Genomic DNA, 21,679 nt, shown 5'->3' on the forward strand with positions numbered 1-21,679 from the left:
AGCGGCCCGATCACTTCCCATTCTTCGTCTGTAACGCCAATCCGCTCGCCCAAGGCAGCCTCCAAAAGCCAGCCTTGAATCAAGGTCCGAGTCCACAGTCAAGCTTTGTCCACGAAGCCTAGTGCCGTGGCTGTCGCGCGGCGGTGCATTCGCCTTGCCGCTGATCCGTGGCGGTGGCGACCGCGGCGCGGCCTGGCATCACGCGGCGATTCGCGAAAAGCGCCAGAACAGCTATGATGACTTCGCCGCGGTTACCGAGGACCTGATCGCGAGCGGGCTGACCAGTCCCAAGCATATCGGGGTGTTCGGCAGCTCGAACGGCGGTCTGCTCGCGGCCGTGATGGGAACGCAGCGTCCCGACCTCTACGGCGCGATCGTCAGCGACGTGCCGCTGACCGACCTCGTGCGTATGCCGTTCATGGGCATGGGCGCGGCGTGGGTGAATGAATATGGCGACCCCAATGACCCCGCGATGCGGAAAGTCCTCGACAGCTACTCGCCCTATCAGAATGTCGTCGCCGGCAAGGTCTATCCCCCGTTCCTCGTTTCGGTTGCAACCTCCGACAATCGCGTCGGACCCGGCCACGCGCGCAAGCTCGCGGCGAAGCTCAAGGATGCCGGGGCAACGGTCTATTATCTCGAAGACCAGGAAGGCGGGCACGGGGTGAGCGACCCGCTGAGCCGGCCTGAAATGATGGCCGACCGCATGACATTTCTCTTCACGACGCTGAAGTGAACGGCCGCCGGGGAGGGCTTGTCCCGGTCTCTCTCCGGCGTAACCCGATAGGAATTCGCACGCGTCGGTGTATGGTCTCTGCCATGCGGAGTCGGGCCCATCATCTGCGTTTGCGGTTGCATTTGGCTTTCGCCGTTCTGTGCGGCGCGATGGTCGTTGGGCCGCAGGCAGCCCAGGGGCAGGAAACCGCAGCGGCGCGGTTCGATCAGCCTGCGATGCCGCTTGGTGCCGCGCTGCGAACGACCGCGCGAACGGCCGGCGTGCAACTGGCATTCGACGATCGCATGCTGGGGCGCCGGATTGCGCCGGCCCTGCGCGGGCGCTTCACGATCGAACAGGCACTTCGCAAATTGCTGAGCGACACGGGATTCATCGTGCGCCGGGGGCAGAGCGGTATCTTCATCGTGGTGGCAGCGCAGCCGGCGTCGCCCTCGCGAGCCTCTTTCGCAATCGTCGATGATACCGAGATCGTCGTGACCGCGCGCAAGCGCGAGGAACGCGCGATCGATGTGCCGATTGCGCTGACTGCCTTGAGCGGTCCCGCCATCGAGCGCCGCGGCGCGAACAGCGTGTCTGACATTCTCCAGGAAGCGCCCGGCGTTGGTGTCTACGACATCGGCAACGGTCTTCAGAAGATCACGATCCGCGGGATTTCGACGTCGCTCGGGGCGAACGAGAATGGCTATTATCTCGACGATCTGCCGTTCACCGGGGTGACTGTCCCGATCGCGCCCGACGTGCGGGCATGGGACCTCGACCGCGTCGAAATCCTGCGCGGCCCGCAAGGCACCTTGTTCGGTGAAGGATCGATGGGCGGCACCGTCCGCATCCTGACCAAGGGCGCCGATCTCGACAATTGGGAAGCGAAGGGCTCGGCCTTCGTCTCGCAGACCGAGGATGGCGGCACCAACCGCGGGATCAAGGGGGCGTTCAACGCGCCGATCGTGCCCGGCATTCTCGCCGTCCGCGTTGCCGGGACCGGCGAGCGTTTTCCCGGCTGGATCGACAATGCCGCGGCCGGCGAAACCGATCTCAACGATCAGACCTTCACCACCTTCCGCGCTAAGGCGCGCTTCGACCCCACCGAACGGCTGTCGATCACCGGCAGCTACTGGTTCTACAAGGGCAGCTTCCCCGGCGGCGGCTCGACCGCCAGCGACGAAGGCGAACAGTCGCGCTCGGTGACGCTGCAGAATACCACCCGCTATCGCCTCTATGGCGCGACCGCACGCTATGATCTTGGCGGTGCCGAGGCTTTCTACAGCTACTCGCGCAACCGGTTCGATCTTCCCCAATCGGGAAGACTGACCGTCGATGTTCCCGAAGAAGGAATAATGGAGGGCAACCTTATGGGCGGTGTCGCCGTCTCGGTCGAAGCCCATGAAGCGCGATTGAACTCGACCGGAGAAGGGCTCTTGCAATGGACATTCGGCGGCTACGCGCGCGACGCCGTGCGTAATGACGGGTTCGTGTTCGCGCCTCTCGACATCGACAATCGTGGTCATGTCGCCAGCAAGGCGCGCGCCTTGTTCGGCGAGATTGGCTACAGGATGGCGTTCGCACCGATCGATCTCGTCGGCGGCCTCCGCTACTATCACGAACGCCTCAGCGGTTTCGAAGTCGACGCTGGCGTTGTCACGCCCCAGCCGGGAGGCCGCTATCAAAGCTGGAACCCGCGGTTCTCGATCGCTTGGCATCCTGCCCCGCGGACGACGCTTTATGCGAGCGCCGCCAAGGGCTTTCGCGCCGGGCAGCTCCAGCCGAATACATCGCGCGCGCTTGCCGGCCCGCTCGGTATCGATCTGCCCGCCGCGCTCGCGCAGGATTCGATCTGGTCCTACGAGGTCGGCGGCAAGGCCGAACTGCTGGACCGCACGCTGACGGTCGAGGCTGCGCTCTTTTACAGCGACTGGAAGGATGTGACTGTCCGCATCCCGATCGGTGATTCGGGCTTCAACGGCCTCATCAATTCGAAAGGCACGACGACCAAGGGCGCCGAGTTAAGCTTCGTTTTCGCGCCGGTGTCTGGCCTGAGCCTCACCGCCGGCGGCTCCTATGTCGACGCGACCTATGCCGGAGCCGTGCCCGATACCGGCATCGTCGAAGGAGCTCTCGTCGATGATATCGCGAAGTTCACAGCGCATACTGCGATCGATTACCGGACCGAGCTCGCCGGTGACTTCGAAGGATTTGCACGCATCAGCTGGCAGCATTCCTCACCGCGCCGCTTTGTGGCCTTCCCGGGAAATCTTCCTGGCGACGCGATCGATCGCATCGACGCGCGGATTGGGGTCGATGTCGGCGGGCTCTTGATCGCCTTGTTCGCCGATAATCTTGGCGATGACCGGGGCGCTGCCAGCTACCGGAGCGTACTTCCGATCGAGACCGGCAGCGATGAATTCGCCCCGCGACTGCGTCCGCGCACAATCGGGATCGAGTTGAGCTTCCGTTATGGCGCAGACATGATCACGCGGCGGTAAGCACCAGCCTGTCGCGTTCGATCCGCACTTTGACGCCGCTGACGGCCGCGACGCCTTCGGCAAAGGCGGCCGTGTCGCCGGCATCGAACACACCCGTTACGCGCAGCGACGCGGGGACGCTTGGGTCGAGAACGAGGGGCTTCCTGGCGTAGCGGTTCACCCGTGCAATCGCGCCCGCGATCGGCTCGCTGCTGAAGTCGAGCTGGCCCGTCGTCCAGGCGGCGGCGCGTGCCGGCTCGATCGGGGCTATCTGCAGCGGACCCGAATTCGGAAGCACGAGTGCCTGTCCCGGTTGGAGCTTCTCGAAATGTTCGTTTCGCGCGGATCGCACGACGGTCACTTTGCCCTCGTAGAGGACGACGTCGACGGCGGTGCCGAGCTTCTCGACGCTGAAACTCGTTCCCGTTGCGACGACCGTTTCGGTGCCGGCGGTCACGGCAAAGGGGCGCAGGCTATCCTTGGCCACGTCGAATTTGGCGCGTCCGCGCACGACGATAAGATCGCGCCGGTCCTTCGAAAAGCGCTCCTCCACTTCGCTGTCGGCATCGAGCGTGAGCTTCGAGCCGTCTTCGAGGCTAATGATCTTGCGTTCGCCGAGTGCCGTGGAAAAATGTTCGACATCGCTGTCCTGGAGCGCGAGCATCGTTGCCGACCCCGCCGCAAGCAGCACCGAAGCGGCCAGCGCCTGCCAGAGACGTGGCAGGCGCCAGCTTTTCGCCGGAGCCGGGGCCCAGCGCTGCTCGTTGCGCGCGCGAAAATCATCGAGCGCCTGCGAACGCATCTGAAGCATCTGCGGCGACGACGCGAGCGCATCATTATGGTCCCACAGCGCGAGCTGGCGCCGCAGCGCCGCGGCATTGTCTTCGTCGGCGAGCCAATGATCGAGCGCCGCTTCGCGCGCCGCATCGAAATCCTCTTCGGCGAGCGCGAGGCACCACAGCGCCGCCTCGGTATCGCGGTCCGGTTCCATCTGATCTTCGGGGATAGTCATGATGTTTCCTGCATCGCGCGGCCCAGCGTCCCCATCGCCTTGGCCACCTGCTGTTTGACGGCGCTGACGGAAATACCAAAGGTTTGCGCAATCGCATCCTGTGACAAATTCTCAATTCGATAAAGTATGAAGATCGTCTGGGTCCGTTCGGGAAGTGTTTGCAATACGGCTAGCAGCGTTTCGATCTGGCTGCGCCCTTCGAGAATGCGCGCGGGGTGCAGCGGATCATGATCGCGCAGCTTGTCGGCAAGCAGCGACTGCGCGTGGAGGCTGCGGACTTTCGCGCGGCGGGCGCGATCGATCAGCAGATTCTGGGCGATCTGGAATATATATCCGTCGGCCGCCTCCGCCGTCCGGTCGCCGTTCAGCGCGCGTAAGAGCGTCTCCTGCGTCAAATCCTCGACGTCGTCCACGCGGCCGAGCCGCCGGCTGAAAAAGCTTCTGAGCGCCGGTCGCCAACGGCGATCGAAGTCCGTGCTTTCCCCATCAAGGCGTTGCCGATCGGTCAATATAGATTCCTGTCTTCCCTGCATAACGCATGACCGCACCCGAGGGACAGCAAACCGATGCGCCGCGGTCGCTATCCGCCCTTTCCGGGCAACTACGGCATCCCATCCTCAAGGCGCCCGCGTGCCGTCCGTCTGAGCAGGGATCGGCGGTGGATGAATGTCGGATTGTAGTTCGCATACGAAATATATATTACGTATACGCACTGATTCGGAAAGGTGGGGGCGTCAAAAATGCGTAGCGAGAATGGCCCGTCGGCGCGGCGCCCGAGATTTGTCTACCTGATGAACGTGGCTCAGCGGCGCGTTCAGGCGGCCATTCAAGACGACACCGAGGGAAAGACGGCGGCGCGCGCGGGGCTGTTGATGGCGCTGCGGTCCGACGGCTCGCCTATGGCGATGAAGGAACTGGGGACCCGTCTCGACCTCGGGGCCTCGTCGCTCTCCGGGCTGCTCGACCGCATGGCGCGCGACGGGCTCGTCGAGCGGCATCCGGACCCTGCGGACAAACGCGCGTGGAATATCGGCCTGACCGAGGCCGGCAAGGCGCGGCGCGCGGAGGCCGCCCGTTCGGCACGCCTTCTGAATGACCGTCTTTGCGAAGGCTTCGACGAGGCCGAACTCGCCGTCGTCGCACGGTGGCTCGAAGCCGCCGCCCTGAAATTTCCCAAGGAGACCTGAAATGACCGACCATATTCTCGTGAGCAAGACCGACGGCATCTTGACGCTGGTCATGAACCGCGCCGACAAGAAGAACGCGCTGACCAATGACATGTACGGAGTTCTCGCCGATCAGATCGAGGCAGCGGGCGCCGACAAGACGGTGCGTGTCGTGGTGATCCGCGGTGCAGGCGATATGTTCACCGCTGGCAATGACGTGACCGAATTTGCGGCTGCCCGGCCCGACGACGGTCCGCGCCATGTCAGCCGCTTCATCCGCGCAATCGCCGAAATCGACAAGCCGCTCCTCGCCGCGGTGCAAGGCCGCGCGGTCGGTGTCGGGACGACGATGCTGCTCCACTGCGACTATGTGCTGCTCGCCGATGACGCGAAACTTACCACGCCGTTCGTCAATCTTGGACTTGTGCCCGAGGCCGCGTCGAGCCGGCTGCTCCCCGCAAGAATCGGCCACCTCCGTGCCTTCGCCATGCTGGCGCTGGGCGAAACCATCGTGGCGCACGAGGCCGTGACATGGGGACTCGCCAACGCCGTTGTCCCGGCAGCCGAACTCGCCTCTGCAATCGCTGCGGTCGCCGCGCGAATCGCCGGGCAGCCACTTGGCGCGGTGCGGGCCACCAAGCGGCTGATGCGCGACAGCGCCGCCGTCACCGCTCACATGGGCGTCGAAGGCGAGGAATTCATGCAGCGCCTTCAAAGCCCCGAGGCTCGGGAAGCTTTCCTGGCATTCGCGGAGCGCCGGGCTCCCGATTTTGCGCAATTCACCTAATTCGGTCGCCGATGAGCGCGACAATTACAATGGCCGTTTTCAACTGTCTTTCATCCAGAAGCGGACGGGCAGTAAGCGGCCAATCCGAGCGTGACCCCTCCCACAGCAAAAAACGATGCAAATCATGCTCGATCAACTACCGCTTGCGCTATTGTGTTTTATTCGCATTAGCCTTAATGGCCGAGCCGCGTCGAACCTAGTCGCGAACTGACCATCAGGGGGAAATATGATCCGTCGTCATTTGATCGGGGCTTTTGCAACGGGCACGGCTTTGACTGCCGCACCGGCTCTGGCATTTGCTGACAGCGCGGAAGCGACTGGCGACATCGTCGTGACGGGCCAGTATCTGGCCGACGATCTTTCGCTTCCCCAGCAAACACTCCCCATCCTCGATACGCCGCAGACCGTCGTCGTGATCGAAGATGACCTGATGGCGGAACAGGGACGGCGGACGCTGCGCGATGCGATGCGCAACATCACCGGCATCAGCTTCCAGGCCGGCGAAGGCAATCCGCCCGGTGGCTCTGACGCCTTTAACGTGCGCGGATTTTCGGCACGCGACGACATTTTCGTCGATGGCATCCGCGATCCCGGCAATTATTTCCGCGACCCGTTCTACGCCGAGCGTATCGAAGTCACCAAAGGCCCGGCGTCAGCTTTCGCCGGGCGTGGAAATGTCGGCGGCACCGTCAATATCGTCACGCGCCAGCCGACGTTGACCAACAGCATTGGCGGAGAGATCGGCGTCGGAACCGACGATTTCTACCGCGGCACGGTCGACGTCAACCAGGTGATCGACGAAGCCAATGGCGTCGCGGTGCGTTTGACCGCAATGGGACACAGCGCCGACGAACCCGGGCGCGATCATGTTTTCAACCGCCGCTGGGCCGTTGCGCCGTCGATCGGCTTCGGCATTGGCGGCGACACCAGCTTCATCGTCAATTATCTGCATCTGGAGCAGGATGACCGGCCCGATGCGGGGCTGCCGAACGCCCGCAATTTCAGCCTCGGCGGATCGGGCTTCGAAGGCCAGACGGCGCCGGTCCGGCGCAGCAATTTCTACGGCTATTCGAGCGATTATCGCAATGTCGAAACCGATACGGTCACGGGCCGGCTGGAGCATAGTTTTGGCAATGGCGTGACGCTGCGCAATGTCACCCGGTTCGCACGCGTCCACAACGATCAGCTGATTTCCTCGCCGCGCTTTGTCGGCGCGGTGACCACGCTGGGGCCGACGACGCAGGCGGTCGGCAACCGCAAGCCGCGCACGCAGACCGATAAATTGTTCGTCAATCAGACCAGCCTCACGGCCGAGTTCGACACGGGCGGCCTGAAACACACCTTGGTCGTCGGCGGCGAATATGTCGATGAATCGAACCACAACCGTCGGCGTCTCGACGCCAATGGTCCGGCGACGAACCTGTTCGATCCCGTGCTGCAAGCGGCGCCCGACATCGCTTATAACGGCACCCGCGCCCGGACGGATGTCGAGACCAAATCGCTGTATCTGTTCGACACGATCGAGATCGGCGAGCAATGGCGGATCGTCGGCGGTTTGCGCCACGACTGGGTCAAAACGCGCGCGCGCGGTTTCGACGACAATGGCATCGCGCCGGGTTTCGTCATCGATTTTGCACGCAAGGACAGCGAGTGGAGCGGCAATGCCGCGCTGGTGTTCAAGCCGGCTCCGAACGCCAGCCTGTATGTCGCTTACGGAACAGCCTTCGAACCCGGCAGCGGCGCCGAGGTGGTGCAACTGGCGGGAGGCAACAACAATGCGCCCGTTACCGCCGCCAATTTCTTTGTCGATCCCGAAACCAGCCAAGCGTGGGAAGCGGGCGCCAAGTTCGACCTGATGGACGGTGGACTTCAACTGTCGGGCTCGCTGTTCCAGATCACGCGCGACAATGCCCGCACCCCCGGCGTCAACCCCGGCGACCCGCCTGTGGTACTCGACGGCGAACAGCGCGTGCGCGGCTTTGAACTTCAGGCGATCGGCCGAGTGACCGCACGCTGGAACCTGTTCGCGGGCTATTCCTATCTCGATGGCGAAGTGACCCAATCGAACCGGGCGTTCGAAGTCGGCCAGCGCCTCGATGGCACGCCCAAGCATTCGGCGACGATCTGGACAAGCTTTGCGGTTAGCGACGCGCTGACCGTCGGCGGCGGATTGCAGCATGTGTCGAAACGGACCAGCAATATTCGCCAGTCCGCGACCGCCGACTTTGTGATCGTGACGCCGTCCTACACGGTGTTCGACGCCTTTGCCGAATATCGGTTCAGCGATCGCATCGGCGCGCGGGTCAATGTCTATAACATGGGCGACAAGGATTATTTCTATTCGGTCGCCAGCGGCCAGTCGATTCCGGCGGCGGCGCGCTCGGCGACGCTGACCTTGACCTTCGACTTCTGATCCCGGAAGGCTCGGTCGCGATGATGATCGAGATCGAGCAGCTTCTGGACGCCGCGGCTGTGCGCCGGATGCGCGAACGCCTTGCCGTCGCCCCGTGGGCCGATGGCAAGGTGACCGCGGGCTATCAGTCGTCGCTCGCCAAGAACAACGAGCAGCTTCCCGAAGGCTGCACCGAAGCAAGCGAACTTGGTACGGAAATTGCGGCCGCGCTTTCGCAAAGCCTGCTATTCCAGTCCTTCGCCTTGCCGCGCGCAGTGTTTCCGCCGCTTTTCAATCGTTACCGCGCGGGACACGGCTTTGGATCGCATGTCGATAACGCCTGGCGTCCGTTGCCGGGTGGCGGGCGGCTGCGAACCGATATTTCGGCGACCTTGTTCCTCAGCGACCCGGACGAATATCAGGGCGGCGAGCTGGTGGTCGAGGACGGGCATGACGGCAAGCGCGTCAAATTGCCCGCCGGTCATCTCTTCCTCTATCCCGCCACGACGTTGCACAGCGTGACGCCGGTGACCGCCGGGGCGCGGGTAGCCTCGTTCTTCTGGATCGAAAGCCTTGTCGCCAGCGCGGCGCACCGGGCGACGCTGTTCGACCTCGATTTGGCAATCCAGTCGCTGCGCCCGCGTGTGGGCGATAATGATGCCGCGCTGATTGCCCTGACCGGATGTTATCACAATATGCTGCGCGAATGGTCGCACGGCTGACCAGTCAATATTTGAGAATCGCTCGCAATAGTGCTAGCAGCGAACAGAATCCGACACATAAGGAGGTAATTGTGCAAAAGAGGCTGGTGACGACGCTGGTGGCCGTGACGATGCTTGGCGCCTGTTCGGGCGGCGAGAAGTCCGCAGATACGCAAGAGGTCAACCTCTACACCGCGCGCCACTATGACAGCGATCAGGCGCTCTATGACCGGTTTACCAAGGAAACCGGAATCAAGATCAACCGCATCGAAGGCAAAGCCGACGAGCTGGTCGCGCGGATGAAGAGCGAGGGCGCGAACAGCCCCGCCGACCTGTTCATCACCGCAGATGCGGGGGCACTGTGGCGCGCGCAGCAGGCGGGGCTGTTCCAACCGACGGTTTCGGAAACGCTGACGGCGCGCATTCCCGCGAACCTGCGCGAACCGGGCGGCAACTGGTATGGCTTCATGCGCCGCGCGCGCGTCGTCGCCTATGATGCGGCCAAGGTGAAGCCCGAAGAGATCGACGATTATGCCAAGCTCACCGGACCGCGCTTCAAAGGCAAAATCTGCGTCCGGTCGTCGGACAGCGTCTATAATCTCTCGCTCGTCGGCGCGCTGATCGAGGCATGGGGGCCCGAACAGGCGGGCGAATGGGTCAAGGGCATCGTCGCCAACATGGCGCGCCCGCCCGAAGGCGGCGACCGCGACCAGATCCGCGCCGTCGCAGCGGGGGTGTGCGAAGTCGCGATCACCAACAGCTATTACTATATCCGCCTGGCGACCGGCGACGATGCTCAGGACCGCGCGGTGACCGACAACGTCAAGCTCGGTTTCCCCAGCCTGGACGGCAAGGGCGCGCATGTGAATATCTCGGGCGGCGGCGTTGCGAAAAACGCGCCTAACCAGGCCAATGCGGTCAAGCTGCTCGAGTTTTTCGCCTCGGCGGATTCGCAAAAGCATATTTCGGCGAACAATAACGAATATCCTGCCTCGCCCGACGTCCCGGCTCCGCCGCCCGTCGATGCCTATGCGAACTTCACCGCAAATCCCATGAGTGTCGCCGCCTTTGCGGCGCGGCAACCGGCGGCGCAGTCGTTGATGAGCGCGGCGGGCTGGCGCTGACGAGCGCCGCCACCCTTTGTCGCTCTGTCCCGTCACCGCTCGCCAGTCTCGCCGCGCTGGCGGGGCTGGCGGTGGCGTTGCCGCTGATTGGCGTCCTGCTCGCCGCGTTCGGGACCGATACTGCCGACATCGCGGGCCGCGACATCGTGCGCTATGCGCTGACGTCGGCCTGGCTGGCGCTGCTCGTTGGCTGCCTTACGGCGTTGGCGGGGACGATCGCCGCGTGGCTGGTGGTGATGCACCGTTTTCCCGGGCGCGGCCTGTTCGCTTGGGCGCTGGCCGTGCCGCTCGCGACCCCCGCCTTTGCGCTGGCCTATGGCTATGCCGACCTGTTCGATGTCGCGGGATCGCTGCGCATCTGGCTCCGCGACACGACCGGACATGATCTGCCGTTCGAGATGCGCAGCATCGGCGGGGCGGCTTTCATCCTGTCGGCGGCCTTCTATCCCTATGTCTATCTGGCGATGCGCGCCGCTTTCCTCAACCAGTCGGTGAATGTGCTGGAGGCGGCGCGGATGCTCGGTTGCGTTGGCGGGCGTGCGCTGTGGCGCGTCGCGCTACCGATGGCGCGGCCGGCGCTTGCTGCGGGGGTGGCGCTCGCGGTGATGGAAACCCTCGCCGATTATGGCGCGGTCCAGTTTCTCAGCGTCCAGACGCTGACCACCGGCGTCGTCCGAGCCTGGTCGGTTTACGGTTCGACGGTCAGCGCGGCGCGGTTCGCGCTGCCTTTGCTCGCCGCCGCCGCGCTGCTGCTGTGGATCGAGCGCGCCAGTCGTAGGGGCGCAACGCACGAAACGGGCAGGGCGCGCTGGCGGACGATCGATGTGCAGCCGCTCACCGGGGTACGGCGCTGGCTCGCCTTCGGCTTCTGCCTGTCGCTGCTGACGGCGGGGTTGCTGCTCCCGGTCGGCTGGCTGATCTGGAATCTCGCGCAGACGACGCCCGATTGGGTGCGGCTCGTCGCGGCCACGCGCAACAGCCTGTTCTTGGGAATCGCCGGAGCCTTCGTCACCGTCGCGCTCGCGACGATGCTGGCGCTCGGTACGCGGCGCCTGCCGATCGCGGCGCGGATCGCCAGCCTCGGCTATGCAACCCCCGGCGCGGTGATGGCGATCGGCCTGCTCGCGCCTGCAGGGCTGATCTGGAACCTTGCGCCGGGGTCGGGAACGGCGGTCGCGATCGTGCTGCTGGTCCTTGCTTATGCGGCGCGGCTTATGGCGGCGGCGCTTGAGCCGATCGACGCGGGGCTGGCGCGCGTCACCCCGTCGATGCGCCACGCGGCGCGCACGCTGGGACGCGGCGAGACCGGCGCGGCGTTCGCCGTCGACTTGCCGGTCGCGCGCGGCGCGCTGCTGACCGCGCTGCTGATCATCTTCATCGATGTGCTGAAAGAACTGCCGGCAACACTGATCCTGCGCCCGTTCAATTTCGACACGCTTGCGGTGCTCGCGAACAATTATGCGCTCGACGAACGGCTGGGTCAGGCGGGGCTGCCGTCGCTGCTGATCGTCGCGCTGTCGCTGCCCGCGGTGATCTGGCTGACACGCCGCATTGCAACCGCGCGTCCCGGCGACTAGGCACTTTGTCGTGACCGATGATCCCGTTCTCGAGCTGCGCGATGTCGTGCGCGCCTATCCGGGCCGCACCGCAGTCGATGGCGCGTCCTTCGCCTTGCCCTCCGGCGGGATAACCTGCTTGCTCGGGGCTTCTGGCTGCGGCAAAAGCACTTTGCTGCGGCTGATCGCGGGGCTGGAGTCTGTCGATGTCGGCGATATCCGGATCCGCGGGCGGACCGTCTCCAAACCGGGAAAGACGGCGGCGCCCGAACATCGCGGCGTCGGGCTGGTGTTTCAGGACAATGCGCTGTTCCCGCATCTCGACGTCAGCGCCAATGTCGGCTTCGGCCTCACCGGCATGGCCTCCGACGCCCGCCGCGCAAGCGTCGCGGCGCTCCTCGACCGCTTCCACATCTCGTATCTCGCCGCCGCCTGGCCGCATATGCTGTCGGGCGGCGAGCAGCAGCGCGTGGCGATCGCGCGCGCGCTGGCACGCGAACCGTCGCTGCTGCTGCTCGACGAGCCCTTTTCGGGTTTGGACGGTCATCTGCGCGGGGCGGTGCGCGATGCGCTCCTCGCCGATCTCCGTGCGGCGGGCACGACAGTTCTCATCGTCACCCATGATCCCGAAGAGGCGATGATGATCGCCGACAATTTGATCCTGATGGCCGAGGGACATATTCTCCAGACGGGACGACCGGAGGATTGTTACCATCGACCCGCGTCGATCGCGGCGGCGCGCTTGCTGGGCGATTTGGTCGTGATCGACGCCATCGTTGCAAACGGAATGGCCGACACGGCGCTGGGCGCTGTAAATGCCGATGGTATTACCGATGGTGCCGCTCAGCTGGCCGTCCGGCCCGACGCGATTGTGCCAAGTTCAACGGGCGTTGCCGCGACCGTATCGGGCGCACGTTTCGCGGGACGTTTCTACCTGGTCGACGCCCTTGCGTCTGATCAGCAAGTCACCTTTCAACTGCGGGAGAAACCTCCGGCAACAGGGGAGGCCGTGACGCTCGCCCTCCGCTCAATTTGTAGCCCATTGGTTGTGGGGTGTCGCGAGTGAACGATCGTGCTCTGGCGACGTTACATAGTGACCACCGTGCCTGCCCGGTTTTTCCGTTTGACCAAGACAAGCTCCCCGCCATGTGTCCGACTTGAGCGTTCTTCCTTCGGTCATTTTGGCCACAGGAGAACGATTATGGGTAGGTCACAATTCGATTATTCGTCGCCTCGTCCGGCGTGGAATGCCGGTAGAAAGGTCGGCGCCAAGCGCCCGCTGAAGCCACGGCAGATTTGGGCAATTCGCTTTCATCTGGATCGGGAGCACCGGCTTCGAGACCGGGCGCTTTTCGACCTCGCAATCGATAGCAAGCTACGAGGCTGCGATCTGGTGAAGATCAAGATCGGCGATCTTGTCACTGGTGCCGAGATGCGAACTCGGGCGATAGTTATTCAGCAAAAGACGGGTCGGCCGGTTCAATTTGAAATCACGTCGGATGCTCGCCGAAGTCTCCTCGATTGGCTCGAGCGGCGCGGCGGATCGATCGAGGATTATGCTTTCCCCAGCCGCATCGACCACGCTGCTCATATGAGCACGCGGCAATATGCGCGCCTTGTCGATGAATGGGTGACGGCGGTTGGCCTTCGAAGCGAGGACTACGGAACACATTCGCTACGCAGAACAAAGGCATCAATTATTTACAAGGCGACTGGCAATTTGCGCGCGGTGCAAATTCTGCTTGGCCACACCAAAATTGAAAACACGGTCCGATACCTTGGCGTCGATGTTGAAGATGCACTGACATTGGCGGAAGGCATCGAGGTCTAACCGCAAAATCTCGATATCCTGGAGAGCGAACGCTCTGAACTGTGTTGGAACGTCCGCTCTCTTTGTTGGTCGGCCAAAAGCTGCCTGACCGCAATCGGCCAAAGACTGCCGCTGCGGCGCTCCCGGTCTTGTCACAAGCTAACTGAGAGGCATGGTCTCGGAGCAAGGAAGATAAGCATTATCGCATCGTGTCATCGCTGGCCCTGCGGGGATCGGCGCCGTATGGCCACACCGTCCAACGAGTACCGCGATTATCGTGGCCTCAATATTGACGATCGAGGCTTCGCTGCCCCCATCTACGCCTACCTCTTCGCAAACGAGAGGGGCAAGGAATTCGGCGTCATCTGGTCGCGGCAGTGTCCCGAAAGCGTTGTGACTATTAGTTTCAACCCGCCCGGTCTCCGGGCGAGGCTTCATCGTTTGACGTGCCCCTCGCTGGAATCTCGGAAGCAACGGCCGTTTTGGGATAGTTCTCGTATCAACCGGATGCCGATGGAATCATCCCGATCTTCCGGGGAGTAGCGCATACGCTCTGCGACGCGCTGTTGCCGTGGTATGGTTCCCCACGATCCTCCCCTTACCATTCGCATTGTACAATCCCCGAAGGGGAACCGACCGTCCTCCAACGGGGAGCTGTAGCCGTCTGTTGAGCAGCTGCTGGTCCATTCCCCCACATTGCCCGTCATGTCGAAAAGCCCAAAAGCATTGGGCCGATATTGGCCAACGGGCGAGGTGTTGAGCGCGCCATCGTTACAACCGATATGCTCGATTTGGGGATATTTTCTGAATGCGATCAGGTCGGTTCCATTCATGTAGTCGCACGCATTCTCCATGTCGCGTCCCCAGTAAAATGCGGTCTGCGTGCCAGCGCGTGCGGCATATTCCCACTCCACCTCGGAGGGTAACCTATATCGCTTGCCGGTTTGTTCGCTGAGCCACCGTGCATATGCGGTCGCATCCAGCCAGCTGACGCAAACGACCGGATGGTCATGGGATTGAATATAGCCCGGATTCTTGAAATTGGTGTCTGCGTCTGGAACCCAATCGAACGGGCGTCGGCGGTCCGTAATACAATTTCCGCCAGCCGTTCGGTTCGTAGCCGCCACAAAGCGGGAATATTGTGCGACTGTGATTTCGAAACGGGACATCGCGAATTCGTAATCTATCGCAATCTCCTGAACCGGCCCCTCGTCTGACGCTCGACCGGCCTCGTCTGGTGGAGAACCTATCAGGAAACGGCCCGGCGGAATGACCACCATCTCCGGGCAATCGTCGCAGTCACGAAACAATGCGGGTTGAGCGCTGTTCAAAGGTTGTGCCGATGCTGGCGAAAATACCTTCGGCCCCAGAGCCGTAATCAAGATCGCCACAAACAAAGTGTTTGCAATTGTCAGGGAACGCTCCTGGCAGAATTCCAAGGCGTCGCGAAAGAAGTGTCTCATGGCTTGTTCCATCGGTTCACAATATCGCTGAATTTGTCTCGCTCCCCCGCTGCCCAAGGATCGCCTAAAAGCCTCCAACCCACCCTCGGAAGATAACCCATGGTAGAACCGAGTTTAGCGGCAAATAGCGTCATCCTCTCAGTGAACCGCGCGGCCGTTAGGTCGCCACCGTCAATGAACCTCCAAGGGGAGGCTTCGAACAGCTTGAGTACCACCTTTTTGGCGTCTTCGTCGTCACCTGTATAAATGACATCGAGCGGCCCGCCTTCGAATTCCGGGGCGTCAAACGCTTCCCAAAATGGCCATTTGAACGTGGAGACGAGTCGCGCCTCCGGCCATATCTTTTGGAGTTCTTCTGCTGCGCTAGTGTCCCACGGCAGCAGAAAATCGTCGTATCTGTCATTGAAAGGATTAAGAATATCGACGACAATTTTTCCCGCCACCTGCTGGCGAAAGTTACGAAGCTGTTCAAAGGCGCCGTCTCTGATAAAAATCGCAGGCAGGACAATTTCTTCCGCAGCAGCGTTTTCATAGTCGCCGCCGCGGATATCGCCAGCGCTGGAAAGCGCCTTTGCAATCTGATGTGCTCGGTCCGGGTCGCGCGAGCCAAGAGTAACGCGATGCCCGCTTCTGGCTGCCAGATCCGCCAGTCGCACCGCCATTCGTCCTGTACCGATAATTCCGAGCTTTAGCATGATGCCTCCTTTTTAAGAAATCTTCCGAGAGCGACGACGGCGAAGGTCTCTCGCACTGCTCGTAAGGGACCACTTGATTTCTAAGGTTTGGGGAAAATTGCACAGCATCAGCAGCGACATTTCCCGGCGGGATCCCGCCAACCGACCTTCATGAGAGAGCCGTTCAATTGCGAAAGCCACTTTTCAAAAGCCGCAAAAAGCATCGCACTTTTGCATTGGATTTCGCAGCTTCGTCTCGTGGCGCAGCCTGTATGAACAGGAGGTTGTGGCTCATCCACGCGCTCCCCGAACAAACAACAGCTGGCGAAAACCGTTTCGAGTCCTCCATTTGGGTGCCAGAGATTCTTGGCTGCCACCACTTTGAAGTGTTCAGGATTTCAACTTAAGTTCATCGGCCAGTGCCTGCGCCACTGCTGGCCTCGAGCGAAGTCTGCCGCGATAGGTTTCCAGCGTGGGCCAAGGAGCGAGCGACAGGCCCGCAGGCTCGGTCCAGAAGAGCATGACCGCGAGATAGGCATCGGCGACTGTAAATGTGTCGCCCATAAGCCAGTCGCGGCCTTCGATCGCGCTCGAAAGATAATCGAAGCGCTCGGTCGCCCCTCTGCGTGCATAGTTGCGCGCTTCCTCCGGGAAAGACGAGCGGAAAATCGGCGAAAACACCAGTTTGTGCACTTCGGCGGCGATATAGTTGAGCCAGGTTTGCAGATGAACGCGTTCGATTGAACCATATGGCGGAGCCAGGCGGGAATCAGGCACGCGATCGGCGATATATTGCAGCACCGCGGCATTTTCGGTGAGCACTGTGCCATCGTCGAGAATGAGGGCCGGCACCAAGCCTTTGGGATTGATCGCGTGATAGTCCGCGCCGCTGTTCAAAATTGTCTTCGTCTCAAGATCGATTTGCTCGAAGTCGAGCTTTTGGCCGCTTTCATAGGCGGCGATGCGCACGGCGAGCGCGCATGAGAATGGCGAAAAATAAAGTTTCATGGGTGCAAGGCCTCCTGATGACCACCGGTTAGAGGTTTCGGGTTTCGCTGAAATCGAGCGTGATTTTGCCTGCGCGTCCTTTGCGTTGAAGCGCTGCCAGGGCGTCGCCGAATTGATCGCGCGCAAAGGTTGCACCGATCAGCGGCCTGATCGACGCCCGCTCCATTGCGCGCACCATCTGCTCGAAGCTCGCGCGATGCCCGGCGCCGGCAGCCCGCAACGTGACCGCGTGACGAATAGCGGTGAAGAGATCGAGGTCGGTTCGGGTTCCGCCCGTATAGCCTACGATGTGGACGGTGGCCTCGCCCCGGCAGCAGGCAATGCTGGCGGTCAGGTTCGCGCCGGAAATATCGAGCACGCGATCGACGCCTTCTGCCACGATGCTTCGAACCATGGCGGGCCAATCTTTTGCATCGGGTGCGACAAGGACGTCGTCGGCACCCAGTCCGCGCGCCACCTCGCAAGAGACCTCGCTGCGAACAAGTGCGATCACGCGCGCGCCAGCCAGCTTGCCGAACTGGATGGCGAAGGAGCTGACACCCCCGACGCCCTGAACCAGAAGGGTCATCCCGGCCTGGAGGCCGCCCTGTGCGATCAGTGCATGCCATGCGGTCAAGGCTGCAACCGGCAGGGTCGCGGCTTCGCATGGGTCGAGGTGTCGCGATGCGCGAACGGCTGCCTCTTCGTTCACGCACATGAACTGCGTGTAGATGCCATCATCCGGTCCACCTAGACGGCGCGCTGCTTTTTGCCGCGTGATCGGACCGTCGATCCAGTTCGGCAGGTAAAGCGGACAGACGAGATCGCCGACGGCGAACCGGGTCACTGCCGCGCCGTGGCGCACCACTCGTCCCGCGCCGTCCGAGAGAGGGACGAGTGGGGGGCTGACGTCGATGTGATAAGCGCCCTCGGCGATTGCGAGATCGCGGTAATTGACGGAGCCGGCGAGCATTTCGATCACAAGGTCGTTTGGACCCGGATCGGGCTCGTCGGATGCGTCGCATCGCAGATGCTCATATCCCAGCGTTCCCTGATATGCGTAGAGCCACATCAGCTGCGGGCCGCTTCCAGAATCAGCTCGGCGGTGCGTTCGGGCGCGACGACCATCATGTCGTGACCGCAATCGATATCGCGGCGTCGCCAGCCGTCGCTCGCGCTAGCGCGGTCGGCTTGCGCCGGATAGCCCATCATGGGCGACGCCGGATTGGTCGCGAGGACATAGGTTTTGGGCAGCGCCGCGAGAGCGGCCTCGTCGACGGTCACTGGCTCCAGCCACGTCCGGACGGGATGCGGCCGCAGGCGCGGCGCCAGCCATTCGGCATCGCGCGCATCGTTGACGCCGACCAACTGGGCAGGAGGCGGCGGCAACCAGACGCCGTCCGGTGCCATCGATTGATACATCGCCCTGCGACGCGCGAGTGCGTCGCTATCCTGGCCGGGCACTTGCGACGCAAAATCGTCGCCATCGGCCGGGACCGCTGCGTCGAGGAACATTAGGTGGCGCAGATATCGCGCACAGCGTCCGACAACGCCGGTCACGGCCATCGCGCCCCAGCTGTGCCCGACGAGCAGTGCCTCCACCGGAGCCAAACCTTCTATATATTGGCCCAGCCCATCGATTTGCTCGGCGAGGGTCGGCGCCGCGCCCGTGTAGCCGGGTTCCAGGCCGCGAAGCGTCGGGCAATACACAGTCGCGCCCGCTTCTTGAAGCAGCGGCGCCACCCGTTCCCAACAACTTCCGTCGTGCCACGCACCATGGACAAGAATGATCGAGGAGATCACGTCAATTCTCCCTTATGCGGCGCATGCGCCAAAGCTGCATGAGCCCGCGGACAGTCCCGAAATAGGCCCGTCGCAGCGGGGTGCGGTCGAAGTGAATGATGCGTTCGACCGCCTCGCCATTTTCGAAGCGGAACCGGTCGACGGCGGGCCATTCGAGTAGCCTTCCGCCGATCGTCGCGCGAAAGCTAAGCTCGAGAAAAACGACGTCATCGCGGGCGGCCCATGACCTGACTGTCGCCGTCAGGTCGGGAAGCGCGTCGAAGGTCCGGTTAAAGGCGGCCCGGCCGGCTTCCCACCCCTCGGTAGGGGCGAGGCCCGGTGCAACCAGTCGCACGTTCCGACTGAGCAAAGTGACGAATTCGTCGCGACATTCGGCACCACGCACCCAGAGGTCGGCAAAGCGCGCGACCCATTCTTCGAGAGTCCCGTAACGCCTGTTGTCGTTGTCGATGACCACCATCTTGGGGTCGTCGCTGTCTTCACCCATCAGTACTGCCTCCATCCATGGCCAAAAGATCAGCCGCGTTTGCGACGCCGATTTCTTCGGCATAGCGAGCCATCGGCTCAACGATCCCGCGAACGGCCGGCCGCTCAGCCACGCGCGCGCGCCAGGCCTCGACGTTCGGACGCCCCTTTCGCCGAAGACCGAAGAGCACCGAGAACAGCTCGGCCATGAAGAGGGCGATATCGGCAAAGCCGTAGCTGTCCGCGACATATGTCCGCCCGGACAGATGGGCATCGAGTTCATCAAGACGCCGATGCGCCAGGCTGGCGGCCGACCGACGTTCTTCATTGGACAGGCCTCGATCGCGCAGTTTCAGCGCGGTCGGAAAGAGTATCTCGTCCGACCAATGTTCCCATTGCCGCGCGCGTGCACGGTCGCCGACCTCTGTCGGCCACAAGGCATTTTCGGGAAAAGCATCTTCGAGAAACTCGAATATCTGCGTCGAATCATAAAGGGTGAGATCGCCCGCGATAAGCACGGGAATCTGAGCTTTGGGATTGATCGCCACCACCGTCGGATCTTTCGGTGCGTAGCCGCTACCGATCGAAAAGGGGACCAGTTCGCGGTCATACGACAGCTGCTTCTCTCGCAGCGCGATCTCAACTTTTGCCGAGAACATGCTGAACGGACCGCAATAAAGCCGCAAATGATCGCTTATTTTAAAACGATCGTTCGTGCTTTTAATTGCTTGTGAAAACACGCCTTTGTCCATAGATTATTCCTTGTCGAGGACGTGGCTGATCGCTGCCAATACCCGGAGCGAAGAGCCATCTTCACGGAGTATGGCGTGCGCGAACTGGTAGGACAGAATCGCGCCGATAAGCTCGAAGGCGATTTGGGCCGACGGCGCATGTCGCGCGATGCTTCCATCTTCCTTGGCGTCCGAGATCGTTGCGGTGAGAAGTGCGCGCCAGCTTTCCTGCGCATTGACGAGCGCATCGCGCACAGGGCCAGGACAGTCGCGAACTTCCTGCGCCACCAGGACGAAAGGGCAGCCCGCGAGTTCGTCGTCGCCAACCATCCATGCGATATAGCCATCCAGCAGCGCCTCGAGGCGCTGTCGCGGTTTCGGGTGTCGCAGGCCGGGTTCGACGACCTTAAGTCGGAACCGGTCGATGGCTTTCTCTACGACGGCGACCTGCAGCGCTTCCTTGCTTCCGAAATGCGCAAAGAATCCCGATTTGGACATTCCTAGATCGCTGGCGCTGCTTCCCACCGTCACGCTGTTGAGCCCGCCTCTGGCCGTGCGAGCCAGAGCGAACGACAGAATCCGATCGCGAGTGTCATCTCCCTTTCCCATTAGGCCAAAATAGATCGATCGTTCTATTTGTCAATGATTTGCAGGAGTGTTGGCAGGATAGCGGGCGCATTCGGCAGTAAGCGACAGGTATCGGACGACTCCGGACGATCATGTCAAACAAGCGTTAGATTGTGCCATTCACAAGCGACATCCTTTCCAGCGGGAAAGAGGCTTATTATGTTGGCGATAAGTTCCATAGCATAAGGATGCTGCCATGCGCGGCCATCTCGTCGCAGTTCTTGCCCACCCGCTGGTATCGCTGTTCGAGCTTAGCTGTGCTGTCGAGATCTTCGGCAGGCAGCGAGCTGAACTCGACGTGCCGTGGTATGATTTCGCCGTCGGTTCGATCGAGCCGGGGGCCGTCGCTTCGATGGGGGGTATTGATCTCAACGTGGCGCATGGTCTCGACCTCTTTGCGCGGGCGGACACCATCATCATTCCCGGATGGGACAGCCGCGCGCCGCTGCCGCCGGCACTGGCGGAGACCTTCCTCGCGGCGCGGGAGCGCGGCGCGCGCCTGCTCTCGATCTGTTCGGGGGCGTTTCTGCTCGCCTCGCTTGGCCTTCTCGATGGTCGTCGCGCCGCCACGCATTGGCTTTATGCGGAGGAACTGCAACGTCGGTATCCGTCGGTGCGAGTCGACCCGGACGTGCTCTATGTCGATGAGGGCGATATCGTGACGGCAGCAGGCTCGGCAGCCGGACTCGATATGCTGCTGCACCTTGTACGCCGCGATCATGGCAGTGCGGTTTGCAACGCCGTCGCACGTCGGTTGAACATCCCGCCGCACCGTGATGGCGGCCAATCGCAGTTCGCGATCAGGCCGGTTATCGAAGTTCGCGACTCACGCCTGGGCGAGGTCATCAACTGGATGCGCGCGCATTCCACCGAAGAAATGACGATCGACGATCTGGCCGGTCGCGCGGCGATGAGCGCTCGGACTTTCTTTCGCCGGTTTCGCGAGACAACGGGGCAATCACCCTATGACTGGTTGCTCGTCGAACGTATTGCGGTGGCGCGCGACCTGCTCGAAACCGGCCGCCTGTCGGTTGATCAAATTGCATTTCATGCCGGCTTCAGCAGCCCCGAGACGATGCGCATCCACTTCAAGCGGATCGTGGGTTGCACGCCTGCCGATTATCGTCGGCAGTTTAATGGAGAAGCGCTCGCCGTTGCCGCGGAGTGAGCAACAGCTTGTGTCACC

22 protein-coding genes are annotated in these 21,679 nt (G+C 62.3%); 12 read left to right on the forward strand and 10 right to left on the reverse strand.

From position 1 onward, the window contains the following. Window positions 1-121 precede the first annotated feature (121 nt). Together AC58D2_RS08675 and AC58D2_RS08680 are read left to right on the forward strand one after the other, a co-directional pair. A complete protein-coding gene (locus AC58D2_RS08675) occupies window positions 122-736 on the forward strand; it encodes a prolyl oligopeptidase family serine peptidase (RefSeq protein ID WP_497389331.1) in 615 nt (204 codons plus the stop codon). A gap of 149 nt (window positions 737-885) precedes the next feature. Next, the gene (locus tag AC58D2_RS08680; protein WP_497389333.1) at window positions 886-3,216 is read left to right on the forward strand and encodes a TonB-dependent receptor; all 2,331 of its coding nucleotides are present in this window, start codon (window positions 886-888) and stop codon (window positions 3,214-3,216) included. Here the strand turns inward: AC58D2_RS08680 and AC58D2_RS08685 are convergent. Both AC58D2_RS08685 and AC58D2_RS08690 read right to left on the reverse strand, forming a co-directional pair. After that, window positions 3,203-4,207 carry a FecR family protein gene (locus AC58D2_RS08685; RefSeq protein WP_497389335.1) on the reverse strand — a complete coding sequence of 335 codons (1,005 nt, stop codon included), beginning with the start codon at window positions 4,205-4,207 and terminating at the stop codon, window positions 3,203-3,205. The genes AC58D2_RS08680 and AC58D2_RS08685 overlap by 14 nt on opposite strands. After that, the gene (locus AC58D2_RS08690) at window positions 4,204-4,740 is read right to left on the reverse strand and encodes an RNA polymerase sigma factor (protein ID WP_497389337.1); all 537 of its coding nucleotides are present in this window, start codon (window positions 4,738-4,740) and stop codon (window positions 4,204-4,206) included. Before AC58D2_RS08690 ends, AC58D2_RS08685 begins: the two co-directional genes overlap by 4 nt. Window positions 4,741-4,998: 258 nt before the next feature. Here AC58D2_RS08690 and AC58D2_RS08695 point away from each other — a divergent pair, with 258 nt between their 5' ends. The 9 genes from AC58D2_RS08695 (at window position 4,999) to AC58D2_RS08735 (ending at window position 14,286) form a co-directional block, all read left to right on the forward strand. Next, window positions 4,999-5,394, forward strand: a complete 396-nt coding sequence (locus AC58D2_RS08695; RefSeq protein WP_497389339.1) for a MarR family winged helix-turn-helix transcriptional regulator — start codon at window positions 4,999-5,001, stop codon at window positions 5,392-5,394. Between the two features lies 1 nt (window position 5,395). Further along, the gene (locus AC58D2_RS08700; protein WP_497389341.1) at window positions 5,396-6,160 is read left to right on the forward strand and encodes an enoyl-CoA hydratase-related protein; all 765 of its coding nucleotides are present in this window, start codon (window positions 5,396-5,398) and stop codon (window positions 6,158-6,160) included. Between the two features lie 271 nt (window positions 6,161-6,431). After that, window positions 6,432-8,573, forward strand: a complete 2,142-nt coding sequence (locus AC58D2_RS08705) for a TonB-dependent receptor (protein ID WP_497389343.1) — start codon at window positions 6,432-6,434, stop codon at window positions 8,571-8,573. Between the two features lie 20 nt (window positions 8,574-8,593). After that, complete coding sequence (locus AC58D2_RS08710) at window positions 8,594-9,274, forward strand: Fe2+-dependent dioxygenase (RefSeq protein ID WP_497389345.1); 681 nt, start codon at window positions 8,594-8,596, stop codon at window positions 9,272-9,274. Window positions 9,275-9,345: 71 nt separating this feature from the next. Beyond that, window positions 9,346-10,377, forward strand: a complete 1,032-nt coding sequence (locus tag AC58D2_RS08715) for an extracellular solute-binding protein (RefSeq protein WP_497389347.1) — start codon at window positions 9,346-9,348, stop codon at window positions 10,375-10,377. A 77-nt stretch (window positions 10,378-10,454) separates the two neighbouring features. Beyond that, complete coding sequence (locus AC58D2_RS08720; RefSeq protein WP_497389349.1) at window positions 10,455-11,954, forward strand: ABC transporter permease; 1,500 nt, start codon at window positions 10,455-10,457, stop codon at window positions 11,952-11,954. A 46-nt stretch (window positions 11,955-12,000) separates the two neighbouring features. Next, entirely contained in the window at window positions 12,001-12,999 is a 999-nt protein-coding gene (locus AC58D2_RS08725) for an ABC transporter ATP-binding protein (RefSeq protein ID WP_497389351.1), read from the forward strand. 135 nt (window positions 13,000-13,134) lie between these two features. Further along, window positions 13,135-13,764: a tyrosine-type recombinase/integrase gene (locus AC58D2_RS08730; protein ID WP_497389353.1), complete on the forward strand. Its 630-nt coding sequence runs from the start codon at window positions 13,135-13,137 to the stop codon at window positions 13,762-13,764. Between the two features lie 222 nt (window positions 13,765-13,986). Beyond that, a complete protein-coding gene (locus AC58D2_RS08735; protein ID WP_497389355.1) occupies window positions 13,987-14,286 on the forward strand; it encodes a DUF736 family protein in 300 nt (99 codons plus the stop codon). Here AC58D2_RS08735 and AC58D2_RS08740 read toward each other — a convergent pair. The 8 genes from AC58D2_RS08740 to AC58D2_RS08775 form a co-directional block, all read right to left on the reverse strand. Beyond that, entirely contained in the window at window positions 14,178-15,206 is a 1,029-nt protein-coding gene (locus AC58D2_RS08740; RefSeq protein WP_497389357.1) for a formylglycine-generating enzyme family protein, read from the reverse strand. The two genes, AC58D2_RS08735 and AC58D2_RS08740, sit on opposite strands and share 109 nt — an antisense overlap. Further along, window positions 15,203-15,901, reverse strand: coding sequence for an NADPH-dependent F420 reductase (locus tag AC58D2_RS08745; RefSeq protein WP_497389359.1), 699 nt, complete (start codon window positions 15,899-15,901; stop codon window positions 15,203-15,205). Before AC58D2_RS08745 ends, AC58D2_RS08740 begins: the two co-directional genes overlap by 4 nt. Window positions 15,902-16,270: 369 nt before the next feature. After that, window positions 16,271-16,888, reverse strand: a complete 618-nt coding sequence (gene gstA / locus AC58D2_RS08750; protein ID WP_497389361.1) for a glutathione transferase GstA — start codon at window positions 16,886-16,888, stop codon at window positions 16,271-16,273. A gap of 28 nt (window positions 16,889-16,916) precedes the next feature. Beyond that, the gene (locus AC58D2_RS08755) at window positions 16,917-17,939 is read right to left on the reverse strand and encodes a zinc-dependent alcohol dehydrogenase family protein (RefSeq protein WP_497389363.1); all 1,023 of its coding nucleotides are present in this window, start codon (window positions 17,937-17,939) and stop codon (window positions 16,917-16,919) included. Beyond that, on the reverse strand, window positions 17,939-18,670 hold the full coding sequence (locus AC58D2_RS08760) for an alpha/beta fold hydrolase (protein ID WP_497389365.1): 732 nt from the start codon (window positions 18,668-18,670) through the stop codon (window positions 17,939-17,941). Before AC58D2_RS08760 ends, AC58D2_RS08755 begins: the two co-directional genes overlap by 1 nt. A gap of 1 nt (window position 18,671) precedes the next feature. Continuing rightward, window positions 18,672-19,157 carry a nuclear transport factor 2 family protein gene (locus tag AC58D2_RS08765; protein WP_497389367.1) on the reverse strand — a complete coding sequence of 162 codons (486 nt, stop codon included), beginning with the start codon at window positions 19,155-19,157 and terminating at the stop codon, window positions 18,672-18,674. Then, window positions 19,150-19,887 carry a glutathione S-transferase family protein gene (locus AC58D2_RS08770; protein ID WP_497389369.1) on the reverse strand — a complete coding sequence of 246 codons (738 nt, stop codon included), beginning with the start codon at window positions 19,885-19,887 and terminating at the stop codon, window positions 19,150-19,152. The genes AC58D2_RS08765 and AC58D2_RS08770 overlap by 8 nt, the downstream gene beginning before the upstream one ends. A 3-nt stretch (window positions 19,888-19,890) precedes the next feature. Continuing rightward, window positions 19,891-20,475 (reverse strand): TetR/AcrR family transcriptional regulator, encoded by a 585-nt coding sequence (locus AC58D2_RS08775; protein WP_497389371.1) that lies wholly within the window; start codon window positions 20,473-20,475, stop codon window positions 19,891-19,893. 214 nt (window positions 20,476-20,689) lie between these two features. On the opposite strand from AC58D2_RS08775, the gene ftrA reads away from it, so the two are divergent. Next, the gene (gene ftrA / locus AC58D2_RS08780) at window positions 20,690-21,661 is read left to right on the forward strand and encodes a transcriptional regulator FtrA (RefSeq protein WP_497389373.1); all 972 of its coding nucleotides are present in this window, start codon (window positions 20,690-20,692) and stop codon (window positions 21,659-21,661) included. Window positions 21,662-21,679: the final 18 nt, after the last annotated feature.

The sequence above is a fragment of the Sphingopyxis sp. CR5 genome (genome assembly GCF_059693785.1).